Annotated in this window: 10 protein-coding genes; 3 read left to right on the plus strand and 7 right to left on the minus strand. The window is 45.6% G+C overall.

Annotated elements, in window-relative coordinates:
* Positions 1 to 31 precede the first annotated feature (31 nt).
* The 4 genes from MHI32_RS07560 to MHI32_RS07575 all read right to left on the minus strand — a co-directional run bounded on the left by MHI32_RS07560 (position 32) and on the right by MHI32_RS07575 (position 4,819).
* Positions 32 to 1,039: an iron ABC transporter permease gene (locus MHI32_RS07560; protein ID WP_076125241.1), complete on the minus strand. Its 1,008-nt coding sequence runs from the start codon at positions 1,037 to 1,039 to the stop codon at positions 32 to 34.
* Positions 1,036 to 2,043: an iron ABC transporter permease gene (locus MHI32_RS07565; RefSeq protein ID WP_076185325.1), complete on the minus strand. Its 1,008-nt coding sequence runs from the start codon at positions 2,041 to 2,043 to the stop codon at positions 1,036 to 1,038. The genes MHI32_RS07560 and MHI32_RS07565 overlap by 4 nt, the downstream gene beginning before the upstream one ends.
* A 5-nt stretch (positions 2,044 to 2,048) precedes the next feature.
* Positions 2,049 to 2,996: an iron-hydroxamate ABC transporter substrate-binding protein gene (locus MHI32_RS07570; protein ID WP_076279578.1), complete on the minus strand. Its 948-nt coding sequence runs from the start codon at positions 2,994 to 2,996 to the stop codon at positions 2,049 to 2,051.
* A gap of 170 nt (positions 2,997 to 3,166) precedes the next feature.
* A complete protein-coding gene (locus tag MHI32_RS07575) occupies positions 3,167 to 4,819 on the minus strand; it encodes an AraC family transcriptional regulator (RefSeq protein ID WP_076279579.1) in 1,653 nt (550 codons plus the stop codon).
* Positions 4,820 to 5,042: 223 nt separating this feature from the next.
* Here MHI32_RS07575 and MHI32_RS07580 point away from each other — a divergent pair, with 223 nt between their 5' ends.
* Positions 5,043 to 5,876 carry a metallophosphoesterase gene (locus tag MHI32_RS07580; protein ID WP_340012108.1) on the plus strand — a complete coding sequence of 278 codons (834 nt, stop codon included), beginning with the start codon at positions 5,043 to 5,045 and terminating at the stop codon, positions 5,874 to 5,876.
* Between the two features lie 180 nt (positions 5,877 to 6,056).
* A complete protein-coding gene (locus MHI32_RS07585; protein WP_076193439.1) occupies positions 6,057 to 7,124 on the plus strand; it encodes a serine hydrolase domain-containing protein in 1,068 nt (355 codons plus the stop codon).
* Between the two features lie 52 nt (positions 7,125 to 7,176).
* Here the strand turns inward: MHI32_RS07585 and MHI32_RS07590 are convergent, their stop codons facing one another.
* Entirely contained in the window at positions 7,177 to 8,454 is a 1,278-nt protein-coding gene (locus tag MHI32_RS07590; protein ID WP_340012109.1) for a helix-turn-helix transcriptional regulator, read from the minus strand.
* Positions 8,455 to 8,564: 110 nt separating this feature from the next.
* Between MHI32_RS07590 and MHI32_RS07595 the strand changes: the two genes are divergently transcribed.
* The gene (locus MHI32_RS07595) at positions 8,565 to 10,829 is read left to right on the plus strand and encodes a glycoside hydrolase family 3 C-terminal domain-containing protein (RefSeq protein WP_076308003.1); all 2,265 of its coding nucleotides are present in this window, start codon (positions 8,565 to 8,567) and stop codon (positions 10,827 to 10,829) included.
* 104 nt (positions 10,830 to 10,933) lie between these two features.
* On the opposite strand, the gene MHI32_RS07600 is transcribed toward MHI32_RS07595, so the two are convergent.
* Positions 10,934 to 12,142, minus strand: coding sequence for an MFS transporter (locus MHI32_RS07600; protein WP_076279583.1), 1,209 nt, complete (start codon positions 12,140 to 12,142; stop codon positions 10,934 to 10,936).
* Positions 12,143 to 12,261: 119 nt separating this feature from the next.
* The gene (locus MHI32_RS07605) at positions 12,262 to 13,437 is read right to left on the minus strand and encodes a serine hydrolase domain-containing protein (protein ID WP_254848798.1); all 1,176 of its coding nucleotides are present in this window, start codon (positions 13,435 to 13,437) and stop codon (positions 12,262 to 12,264) included.
* Positions 13,438 to 13,597: the final 160 nt, after the last annotated feature.

The raw sequence follows: 13,597 nt of genomic DNA on the forward strand, positions 1-13,597 counted from the left end.
TTACCTTTTTTTGATTTTTCTATATGCTTATTTATTTCTTAATCAATAAATAAGCGAAATAAGGTACGCCGATCAACGCTACCATGATCCCAGCCGGGATGCCATCAGGGGAGACGAGATTGCGGCCAACGGTGTCCGCGATCAGAAGCAACCAGCCACCCAGCAATACTGCGACGGGAATAAACATCTGATTGCGCGGACCGACCAACGATTTCGCAATATGTGGTGCCATCAATCCGATAAAAGCGATTCCACCTGTTACGGATACCGCGGAGGCGGCAGCTGCGACGGCGACAAGAATCAGGACGATACGTTCGCGCTCCAGATTCAGACCGACACCAATGGCTGATACCTCACTTAGACTGAGCAGATTGAGTCGCAGCGATTTGTACAGGGTAAAGGGAACTAGCAGCAATAACCAAGGCAGTAAAGCCCAGATGAAGGGCCAATCTGTACCCCAAATATTCCCGGCAATCCATTTTGCGATAAAATCAACTTTGGCACGATCTGCGGATGAAATGATTACGATCATAACTCCCGACAGCGCTAGGGAAAATCCGACCCCGACCAAAACTAGCCGAATAGGATCAAGCCCTCTAGTCCGACTATATGAAAAAAGATAAATTAATGCTGCCGTAATTATAGCCCCTATAAAAGCAACCAGCGGCAACGCATAAATGAAGGTTCCAACGCTAACCGGGAAGTAGAGAAAAAATACAGCGACAGCCACACCTGCCCCGGAGTTAATCCCAATAATACCGGGGTCTGCTAGATCGTTTCGGGTAACACTTTGCAGAATCGACCCAGATAAGGCCAAGGCCATTCCTGCCAGTAGCGTAATTAGAATACGTGGCAGTCTCACAGAAAATAATACAAAGTCCTCTTTAAAGGTTCCATGACCGAAGAGAACGGGAAGCAGCCTGTCAAAAGACAGGGAAGAGTAGCCGATTCCCATACTGGCAATAGCCGTAAGCAGGATCAGTCCGGTGCATACCCACAGGATAAGACGTTGTTTTCGTACTGGAGCAGAGGAAATCATGAGAGTGTTTGACCTCCTTTACGAACAACGAACAAAAAGAAAGGCAGTCCTAGCATAGCCACGACAGCAACTATCGGCGTTTCATAAGGGGCATGGATTGTACGTCCAATGGTATCTGCAAGTAGCATGAAGGATGCCCCAGTGAATACTGAAATCGGCAGAATATAGCGGTAGTCGGTGCCGACTATTTTGCGGACAATATGCGGAATCATTAGCCCTACAAAAGCCATGTCCCCAATTAGAGCGACCGATGCGCCAGTCAGCAGAATAATGAGCGTGAACAGAATCCCTTTAACCAAAACAAGGTTTTGTCCTAATCCGATCGCTACCTCGTCACTCAAGCTAAGAATAGTCAGCTGGTTAGAAAATATTAATGCCACCACGATCCCGATGAGGATCACAGGTGCAATGGCCTGAAGCTGGCCCCAAGTTGTGCCGATAAGCCCACCGGCAGTCCACATGGATACATCTTTGGATATCTTGAAGGCAATGCTGACACCACTTGCGATAGCATATAGGAATGCAGATACCGCAGCACCAGCGAGTACGATACGGATCGGAGACAAGCCACCTTGGCGCACGGAGCCGAGAATAAGAACCAGAACGGCTCCCAGAGCAGCGCCGAAGAAGCAAGCAATCATGGTGCCAAAATAGTTCAGCCCCGGCATAAATACGAAGGTAAGCGCCAGTGCCATATTAGCTCCTGAAGTTAACCCCAGCAGGCCGGGATCGGCTAACGGATTGCGCGTAACGCCTTGCATAATAGCACCGGATACGGCAAAGGCGGCGCCGATCAGCATGGCGGCCAGTTCACGCGGCAGCCTGATCTCACGAAGAATGAGGACATTGTCTGCCGTTGAACTTGAAGTGATGGCAAGCCACAGATCATGGAGGGTGGTTTCTTTAGCCCCGAATAACATCGCGATCACGAGGCAAATAACCATTACCAGCACGCTACCAAGCAGCTTATAAAAGAATGGAATGGAAGTTTGCTTCGTAGTCATCTTTATTATTTTCCTAGAAAGCTTTTTTCAAAGAATTCCAGTTGATATTCTAAGCTAAGCGGATCATTAAAATAGAATGCTTTGGCATCAGCTTCGTAAACATGATTATTTTTGACAGCTGGGATGCTCTTGTAGATTTCTGTATCCTGGAAGGAATTATCTTCATCCGCATTTTTACTGAAAATAACGTAATCGCCTAGATAATCCTTCAGCACTTCTGTTGAGAGGGCCACGTAACCATCTGTTTTGGTGCCTTCCTTTACTGTCTCCGGCATACCGAGCTTGAAGTCCCCATAGAGGAGTTCAGTTCCGCGGCCAAAGTTATACCCGTATACATACAATTGCTTATTGAAGGTTTCAATGACAGAGACAGTTGCATCCTCGCCGATCTTCGCTCTGATTTCCTCACCCGCTTTTTTGGTGCGGGCACTAAAGTCATCTACCCAAGCTTGGGCTTCTTTTTCTTTGTTCACCAATTTGCCGACTTCCAGCTGTTGGGTTAAGTAATCAACTTTATTATAAGTATAAGTAACCGTTGGTGCGATTTGCTTGAATTTATCGATGTTCTTAATATCGGAGAGACCGATAATCAGATCCGGCTGCAGCTCAATGATCTTCTCCAGACTTTCATCACTTACAGCTTCTACATCTTTCAATTGCTCTTCAAAGCGAGGATTGGTTTTGGACATTTCATCTACGCCTACAACAGGTACACCTAGAGCCATAACATTACCTGTTAAAAATCGAGTGAGGACAACGACACGCTGAGGATGTGTCGGAACTTCAACAGGTCCATTTTCCGATTCATAAGTAAAAGTCGCACTTTCTGACTCCGCAGCAGGAGCCGAGGATGGGCTGTTTGTAGGACTAACCTCATTCTTCGCCTGATTTCCCCCACAAGCACTAAGGGTAAGCCCTAAAATAAGTACAAACGGAATAAATATCTTTCTCATTTAAATAATTCTCCCCTTTTAATGACTATGTTTCCGTGAATAATTCCATTATTTAATGAATCCCAGGCTGCGCCATAGATTGATTATGAGAATCATTCGCATTTGTAATCATTATAGGGATCACTTATGTGCCTAACCATGCCTTTTTGTTGGAAAAAAGACTTGGACTATTATTGGCCTTCGAATAATGCAACCGCACGTCCAAGCTGCAAACGAATGGAAACTGGATTATAAGGCACCCATTCATCCAGATTAAGCAGATGGATCTTCTTGTTCTGCACAGCAGAAAGTTGGTTCCAATAAGAGGAGTGGAAGATTTCTTCACTGTGTGCAGTGGAGCCTTTTGCGTCTGGAAATACAGTGACTAACAATCGGTCACCGGCATAAGCCTCCAGCTCAGAGACGTCAATCACAAGGGAATGAAACTGGTCGCCGAGTTTATTTATTTGATCCTCAATCAAGGCAGGAGCCTTGAGACCTAGCGATTGATAGATCACATACCCAACATTTCTTGCCCCGTATACGAGTAGTCCATCTGGTTTAATGACCAGAAGGGTTACAATCTCGTTAGCCACCGCGCTTTGCTGCACCACGGCCCGAGCTTCCAGCTCCTCTTGTTCAAAATCGTCCAGCCACTGCTCAGCACGTTCGCTACGGTGAATGGCACGGCCGATCAAGCGCAAGTGGTCTTTCCATCCTAGTTCCTGCCAAGAGATTTCAACAATAGGAGCGACCGCCCGCAGCTGCTCAGCGTTCAAGCCGAATTCTTCCAGATGTTGTGTGGCTGCAATAAGCAATTCAATGTTTGCTTCCAGTAATAACGCTTTTATCTGCTCAGCCGAGCTGTTCGTATGGATGAATTTCATAGACTGTGGTGGTTCCTGGTCAGAAAGATTTAAATACTCGCTGCTCTCTGAAATGGTAACTGCAGGTTCCAGGCCAAGCAGCAGCAAATGACTGGCATAGGGAGTGAGCATCACCGCTACACGTTGGAAAGGGATAAGATTATAGCCTGAAGGAGATGCGCCGGTCTGCTGCTTAAAGCGCCGACTAAGATAGAACTCATCCTTGTAGCCCACCTTTAAAGCAATTTCTCTTAGTGTGCTTGAACTATTAAGCAGTAGTTCCTTCGCTCTGTGAACTCTTAACCTGGACAGATATTCATTAGGGGTAAAGCCCGTAAATTGTTTAAATAGCGTTGAATAATGTGAACCGCTCACACCCGCAATTGCAGCTAATTGCTCACGTGATATTTTTTCACTGAAGTGATTCTCTAAGTATGTGATACTGCGTTCCATTGAGGGCTGCTCACTCACTTCAAATCTTGTTTCCTGCTGCTCCAGCAATTGAAGAAGGATCTGATGGAACAGGATCTGGTTCTGCACATGACGTATTTCACGATCTGGCAACCGGTGAAGATACAATTCCTTCATATTAGATACAATGGCTGGTTCATGAGGAAACAACAGCATATTTGAATTGGATGTCAGTTGGCTTGTCCGCGTCATAGCACTGGAGGGCAGTGCTCGTGTCTGTTCTTGAATCCGGATTGAAAGCTTATAAGCATGTAGCGGCTGCTGGCGATTTGTAATTAGAGAGGCGTAAGTATTCTCGGGGAGAAGGACGACAATGCCTTCCATTAGCTCATAAGTCTGATGATTGACCTCAAGCATACCCTTACCAGCAGCAATAGCTAGTAGGACGGTTGAATGCTCATGAATCTGAAGTCTTGGCAGATTTGAGGTTCCATACATCGACTGAATACTATCAGCGGTATATAAAGGGAAATGGGACTCCGCCCATTCTGGGACTACGTTATTCAAATCTTAAGCCTCCGTTACCTATAATTCTATGAATGGTATTATATTCTTCACTTCTATGGGACTAATTATAACATCTCTCGTTTGGGACAAGCCGCATAAATGACCACAAAGTAGAAGAGAAACTAATCTCCTAGATGAATCCATTGGTCCAAGAGTCCCTAAGGTCAAGCGAATATAAATACTACTATGATCCTTCATCCATTTTAAAAGAGGTGAATCTAAGATGAAAAGACAGGTGAAACCTAGTAGGAAAAGAAGACCTGCCTCCAGACTGCAGCCTAAACGTAGTTTAATTCTTAAAGCAAAAGCGCAAATCATTAACTTTGCGGTTATTGGTGATAGTCATGTGGGGTATGGAAACAGCTCAAGCATTTTTAGTAATCTTTTGCCTAAAGCTGTGAATAACGGGAATAAGAGATTTGTTATTTTTGGAGGAGATAATACGCAAGCGGGAGCTAATCATGGAAATAATGCGAATGCTTACTACAAGGACTTCAAGGATACGGTAACAAGCACGCTTGGGAGTATTCCTTATAAAGCATCTATAGGAAATTGGGAGGCAAGCACACAGTCCTTATTCACACAATATTTAGGTGCTGTTGAAGGTCAAATGAATTTTCCGGGTACGCAGGGGAAGGTCAAGTATGTATGGCTTAATTGTGCGCTTGGACGGTTTACTCCGGGTAGTATAAATTTGTTGAGAAATTTAGATGATAGTTTTTATTATATTATAGATTTTCATTGGCCCCTCAAAGTAAGTGGGATTACGGTGGACCCAACCCATGTATTAAGCGCATCGGAGACGAATAAGTTTTTTTCATCCATTCCTACAAAAGTGAGAGATAAGGTGTTAGCTATTTTTACGCATCATGGACATCTGTTTTACCGAAAGCTTAGTAATATATATCCCGGTTACAACAAAACTAAATTTTTCGTATGCGGATGTTCTGGGGAATATAAATGCAAAACAAATGGTGATCGGGGTTATTACAATGCCACATTATCCATCAACGGGACAACAATTAATGTAGATACTTTTAAGGTAGCGGTAACTTAGCAAAAACTAAGCTGAAGCTGATTTTCGGGAAAAACCGGGTTCAGCTTTAGTTTTTTTAGCAAATAGTTAATAGAAACTCAACAATTCAGTCACAGGATAATAGTAAGCTAGCAGGATTATTTAATATATTTGTATAATAGTTTATATATGTATTAAATGAATCATATTGGGGGGCTACCGATGAGAGGGTTAGTATTTAATTCTTTAGAACAGGCGGGTGTCTCGGCTTTTGGTGTGGAGCGTATTCGTACAGCCGCCGCACAAATGGTTGAAGACAATATCACACCTGCGCAAGTTATTGTTGCTGCGAGAAAGGGGACGCTGCTGGTCCATCAAGCGAATGGAAAATTCGGACCTGAAGCAGACGCAGCAGATTTAACAGCGGATGCTATATTTCCACTCTGTTCCATCACAAAACTATTTACTGCAACCGCTATTATGATGTTAGTGGAACAAGGGAAAGTGGGCCTAAATAGGCCGGTTTCTGATTACATCCCCGAATTTACAGGGGAGAACAAAACAAAAGTATGCGTACATCATTTGTTGACACATACCTCTGGAATTGAGGTTAATGGCGGTTATGATGCACCACTAAGCCACGAGCCAGGTACTGTGATGTCTTACTGTGGATATGGTTATGAGCTGTTGGGTGAAATTATACGGCGAGTTAGTGGACAAGCTTATGATGTATTCGTAAAGGAAACCATATTTAAACCGCTTGGAATGGAAAATACATATTATCGTGTGCCAATGGAAGTGCGGAACAGAGTAGTTAGACGTGCCCCTGAGGCAGCATGCGCGGAATGGGTAGACAGCGAATACAATTTGAATTCTGTATCTGCGGGGGGCGGGGCTTACTCAACGGCTATGGATTTGGCTGTTTTTGGCCAGATGTTCCTTAACGGCGGAATTTATAACGGAGTACGATTGCTTAGTCCGGTAACAGTAAAAGAAATGACCCGCAATCAAATTCCGGGCGTATCCTCACAATATAGAGACGAAGTTTTCCCTGAAGCGTACTGGGGGTACGGATGGGCGATTAATGGCACGAAGCGTGACGGCGGAGATCTGCTCTCTGCAGATGCCTATTCACACTGGGGGGCGGCAGGTCCTTTCCTCTGCGTGGATCCGATTTATCAGACAGTGACGGTTCATTTATCCGTAGAACTGGATCACCAGAAGCCATTTAAAAATATGTATGTTGATTACTTCAACAATACTGTTCTTGCAGCAATCACAGAGCTGTGATGTCGGCTGCTATTTTCATATCCATTTAGAATTTTTGTTGTGTCTACTTTTCTTAAAGTGTGTTTTCCCTGTTTGTTCTAAATTGTTTAGGGGTGATTCCGGTATATTTCTTAAACACTTTGGTAAAGTAGCTCTGATCATTAAAATGTAGGCGTGAGGCGATGTCCGATAAGCTTATCTCTGGTACTTCTATTAGTCGTTTTGCCTCTTCAATCCGCTCCAATTGAATAAAATCGCTGATGGTGATGCCGGTCTCCTTCTTAAATAATAGGGAGAGATAACTTCTATTTAATCCTGCAACCTCAGCCAGTCTATCTAAGGAAAGTTCCTCATATAGGTGATTGAAAATATAGTTCTGACAGAGAGCCACGGTGCGCGACAGTTTCGCCATCCGGCTCTCTTTGACATGGTCTGCGAAATCGCAAAGGGCATTAAGAACGGCATGATCTACAGCGGGAATATCTTTTAGTTCTTCGATATGCTGGATATGAAAGTCGCTTAGGGTATAAGAAATTTCCCAGTACAGCCCTCCATCTATAGCTGCACGTGTAGCGAGTGTAATACAAGAGATTGCCAGATTCTTTTTGTTACGTAATTGGCTCCTTTTAGAGAGAAGCCCGTAACTCTCTTCGGAGAACGAAGCTTGAACGCGTAGCAGCTCAGTTTTATTGCCTTTTTTGACATAGTGAAAGAGATTTTTTTCTAGCATGGGCTCGTGGTGCAGCCACGTATTCTCACGGCGATAAGAAATATCCAAATCCAAACTGCCTGAGGGCAGTTGTTTATAGGCAAGAATGCGGGAGTCCAGCAGTAGTTCGCTAAGGGTCAAGGTTTTTCCAGTAACGAGCGAGTATAGCAGCATAGCGGTATGGTATAGTCTCATTTTATTTAACACGGTCAGGCTGCGGTAATAGTTAAGCCATTGCTCCTGAAACTTAAGCGGAACTTCATGATCACGCATCAGACTTGCCACATTATCCTCCGTAGGTTGAGCATACAATGAAGGGCCAATCACAATGCTTCCCTCGTTACTGTTGTCTGAGGGTAAATGGAGAATGATGTAATTCTCTAGAAAATTTGTGGTACGAACGATTGGTACAGTACAAGTCGGTCCATTGCCATTAGAGTTGTTCTCACGATTAAAAGATTTAGTAATTTCAGAAAGTGGCTCATTAAGGTTATGAACCCAAGGGGCGCACTCGAAGGAGGAAGGCATAGCAAATTCAATTTCCCGAGTGGCGTCGAGCAGGAACAAGGGAATTTGCTGTGACTCATACATCACTTTACAGATATATTGGACTCTTTCCTTATCCTCCAAATGATCTAACATGTTATGACCTCCTCACCTAACAAGAATACCAAAAACACAATAATAATGCCATAAATCAAGCATGAAGTATATTAAAATAGGGATAGTATACATTCAGAGGAGGCATTTTTATGAAAACCAAAATTCATGAACTCATATCACAATTGACCCTTGAGGAGAAAGCGGGACTCTGTTCAGGGCTTGATTTCTGGCATACCAAGGGGATTGAACGACTCGGAATCCCTTCTTTGATGGTAACGGACGGACCCCATGGTTTACGCAAGCAAAAAGAGAGTGCCGATCACCTCGGGCTTCATAACAGTGTTCCCGCAACTTGTTTTCCTTCAGCAGCAGGGTTGGCTTCTTCGTGGGATCGGGAACTAATTGAGCGAGTGGGGAAGGCGCTTGGTAAGGAGTGCCAGGCAGAAAACGTTGCTGTTCTGTTGGGACCGGGGACGAATATTAAACGCTCTCCACTGAACGGTCGTAACTTTGAATATTTCTCGGAAGACCCTTATCTTTCTGCGGAGATGGGGGGGAACCATATCAAAGGTGTGCAAAGCGAAGGAGTCGGCACCTCGCTTAAGCATTTTGCCGCCAATAATCAGGAACACCGGAGAATGTCGGTAGATGCGGTTATTGATGAACGGACGCTGCGGGAGATTTATCTGGCTAGCTTTGAAGGTGCAGTTAAGTACAGTCAACCTTGGAGCGTAATGTGTTCTTACAACCGGGTTAACGGTGAATACGCTTCTGAGAGTGAAACGCTTCTAACGCGGATTCTTAGAGATGAATGGGGTTTCGAAGGATTTGTAGTTTCGGATTGGGGTGCGGTCAATGAGCGAGTGAAGGCGCTGCAAGCAGGGCTGGAGCTGGAAATGCCGTCAACGGGAGGACTTGGCGATGCCAAGATTGTCGCAGCGGTGCAAGGTGGGGAACTAGCTGAAGAAACGTTAGACCTTGCGGTGGAGCGGCTGCTCACTTTTATTTTTAAGGCGGTAGACAATCGTAAAGATAATACTTCATTTAATGCTGAAGAGCATCACCAACTGGCACGGAAAGTGGCGCGGGAAAGCATGGTGCTTCTTAGAAATGAGGAGGAAGTTCTACCCTTATCTAAACAAGGTACTATTGCGATCATTGGGGAATTTGCTAAAAATCCGCGTTATCAAGGTGGGGGAAGCTCGCATGTGAATCCAACTCAATTGGATGATGCTTTTGAAGAGATGAGAGGTCTTGCGGGGTCTGCTGAGCTGCTATATGCCCAAGGATATGAACTGGAGCATGATGAGATTAATGAGGTTTTGCTGCAAGAGGCACGAGAAACAGCGGCAAAAGGTGATGTAGCGGTGTTGTTCCTTGGACTGCCGGATAATTATGAGTCAGAGGGTTATGATCGCAGCCACTTGTCTCTTCCAGAGAGCCATAAAGCGCTGATCGATGTGGTAGCTGAGGTGCAGAGTAATATCGTTGTTGTACTCAGTAATGGCTCACCTGTAGAGATGCCTTGGATTGATAAAACAAAAGGAGTCCTTGAGGGTTATCTAGGTGGGCAGGCGTTTGGGGGTGCCGTAGCAGATTTATTGTTTGGAGAGGTCAGCCCAAGCGGTAAACTGGCAGAGACATTCCCCATGAAGCTGAGCGACAATCCATCCTTTCTTAATTTCCCGGGGGAAGGGGATAAGGTAGAGTATAAGGAAGGTTTGTTCGTAGGTTATCGTTATTATGATAAAAAAGAGATAAAACCGCTGTTTCCTTTCGGCTTTGGTCTCAGCTACACAGAGTTTCAATACAGTCATTTAACAATTTCCAAGAGCAGCATAAAGGACACCGAGACTATTCAGGTTAAGGCTACTGTTAAAAATACGGGCACTCGCGCAGGAAAAGAAATCGTTCAGCTCTATGTTAGTGATGTGGAGAGCAGCGTGATCCGTCCACTGAAGGAACTAAAAGGCTTCAAGAAGCTAGAGCTTCAGCCTGAAGAAGAGCAGGAGGTAACCTTTGAGTTAGATAAACGCTCCTTTGCTTATTACAACGTTAACATTGGTGATTGGCATGTGGAAAGTGGAAATTTTGAAATTGCTATTGGCTCATCATCGCGGGATATTCGTCTGACAACTTGTATCGGAGTGGAATCGACCAATCCGCTTACGATGCGTTATCATCGGAATAGTACTATTGGTGATTTGCTGGATAATCCACGGACAGCGGAAAAAGTGAAGAAATTCAGCAGTGTTTTTGGCTTAGAAGGTGCGATGGACGATAACCCGGAAATGTACATGGCGATGATGAAATATATGCCGCTGCGGGCAATGATCGGTTTCGGCCAAGGGAAATACACGGAAGAAGATTTAGCCAAGGATCTGCAAGAATTTAATACATTGGCTACTAAGTAGAAGTAAGCCAGTGGCACATATTAGTCCTATCTAATATGCACCACTGGCCTTATTTGTGTAAATTTCTTGTCTGGACACTTACCCATTAACTCGATAGGTGTGCCTCAACGTTTCCTTGAAGGAAATCCGTAATCTTTAGCGCGCCACGCTACTAGCAGCGCAAGAATCAATAGTATAAACATTACCCACGGGAAGGAGCGGACACCAAGTGTTTCAATAAGAATTCCGCCTATCACTCCGCCACCGCCAATAGCTAGGTTCCATGCCGTCACCAGCATCGATTGGGCCACATCTGCACTTTCGCCAGCGGTTTCGGCAACGGCTGTCTGTAGCAAAGTAGCTGCTCCTCCGAACGTCAACCCCCATACACCAACCACTAAATAGATCACTATGGGCTGGCTGCTACTAATGCCTAGTACAATGGATGACAAGGCAAAAGCAGCTAGGCTGATCAGAACCAATGGACGCAGTTTGCGGTCGATCAAAATACCGATGACCCAGATGCCAACAAGCGCTGTAATGCCGAAAACAAGCAACACCAAGTCAACCCGCTGGGTTAGCCCGGCCTGAGTAAGATAGGGGGCAATATAGGTATACAAGATGTTGTGTGCTAGTACCCATACCAGAACGACAAACAATACCGGCCGTACCCCCGGAATAACAAAAACCTTGTAGAGAGGGAGCCGTTTTTCAGGGGCTTCTCCTGGATAGTCCGGTAGCTTCCAAAATACCCAAGCGATCAGCATGAGAGCTAATAGCGACATGAACCCGAAGATAGAGCGCCAGCCTACAAGGGTGCCAAGAAGGGTTCCAGCAGGGACACCGAGTGCCAGAGCGAGAGGTGTGCCAACCATCGCTACCGCCATTGCTCGTCCCTTGAGTGACTCCGGCACCATGCGCCGGGCGTAACCTGCTATCATGCCCCATAAGACTCCAGCGGATACGCCGGCGAAGAACCGAGCTGTTAGCGTAAGTATATAATTGGAAGAAAAAGTGGTGACGGTGTTGAATATGAGAAAACCAAGGATGCACATTAGTAGCAGTGGTCGCCGCCGCCATCCACGCGTCACGGTAGTTAAGGGAATCGCGGCCAACAGGGAACCAAGAGCATACAAAGTGACAAGTTGACCGGCAAGGGCCTCGGAGACACCAAGCCCCTCACCTATTTGGAGCAACAAGCCTGCCGGAATCGTTTCGGTAAGAATACAGATAAACCCCGTCATAGCTAAGGCGAGTAATCCAGCCCATGGCAGACGTTCAGAAGAGGGAGTGCTGGGGGCACTTTGTGTGGCAGAAGATGTGTTTTGGCTCATAGAGAAGCCCCTCTCTTATATAATTTTAGCAAACTCAATGATATAGACGACGAATAGGGTCTACTGGACAGAGAGCCTAGGCTGGTTCATTCCGGACCCAGGCTTCTTGTGTTCATGCTCTATTTATTACGTCTATCATAAATGGCATCACAAAGGTCTACAGTAAACTGACCCGACATGCCTTCCAATGCGGTATTAGTGAAAGCGACGACACTGAGGCGTTGCTTGGGATCTACGAACCACGAATGACCATAAGTACCCCCCATGCGCCAAGTACCCGGAGATTCTGGAGTGTCTGCGGCGACAGGATCCTTTAGTACCGTGATGCCTAGGCCAAAGCCTCGTCCTGGCCAGAAGGCCATTGGCAGATCATCGATCTGGTTGGTCGTCATATCGTGAACCAGTGACTCCGGTAGCAGCGGCGCTCCGCCCTTACGTAATGTTTCCAGCAGTTGCAAAAAATCTCCGGCGCTGCCGACCATGCCAGCTCCTCCAGAAGGATAGGCAGTAGTGTCAAGTGCTCGGCTAGGGGCAAGCAGGAACCCAGCCGTTCCCTCCACAAAGGCAATACTGTCAGGATCAAGTAAGGGCCGTGGCTCTGGAGTATCATTGGCATAGGAAGTGGCCAGCCGTTCTCGATCGACTGCAATAAAACCCGTGTCGCTCATGCCAAGCGGCTTGGTCACGAGTGAATGTACAGCCTCACTGAGCGGTGTTTCTGTGACCTTTGCAATTACTGCTCCCAGCACATCTGTCGCGATGGAATATTTCCACTCGGTACCTGGCGTATAAAGGAGGGGGACAGAGGCAAGACGGCGCAGGTTCTCTTCCAATGTGATGCCGGACTGATCCATACCATCTGATACCCCTGCTGACTGATAGGAACCCTTCTCTTCTTGGAAAAATCGGTAAGACAGGCCCGCGGTGTGCGTCATCAAATGACGAATCGTCAAGGAAGCGAACTCGCCATTCTGCAAACGCGGCTGAAACTCTGGAAGCCAACGATCAACGCGGTCGTCCAGTTGTAGACGACCTTGCGCAACTAATACTAGGGCTGCCGTTGAAACGATAGGTTTAGTAACTGAAGCGAGCCGGAATAAGGCATCTTCTCGCATAAGTCGGCCTAGCTCGCGGTCGGCAAAACCGGCAGCACGGCTATAAACCAGTTCCCCATCTATCGCCACTTTAATGACAGCACCGACCAAGCGCTTGTCAGCGAGGGTTCGATCGATTACTCTATCGATGCGACCTGATAAACATTCTGTAATTATTTTATTTGAATCCAATATACTCAACGGTCTTCATCCCTTCGGAATAGTTAAAGTCAAGAACACTTTACTATTGTAGGGTTATTATATATAACAAGTTATCTTGATTACATAAGGCAACTAAGCTAAATTAGCTTTATAACGGTTAATTACAATCTAGTTAATATAGAAAACCTTAAATTTAAAG

Source organism: Paenibacillus sp. FSL H7-0690 (assembly GCF_037980415.1).
Classification (GTDB): Bacteria; Bacillota; Bacilli; order Paenibacillales; family Paenibacillaceae; genus Paenibacillus_AQ; species Paenibacillus_AQ odorifer.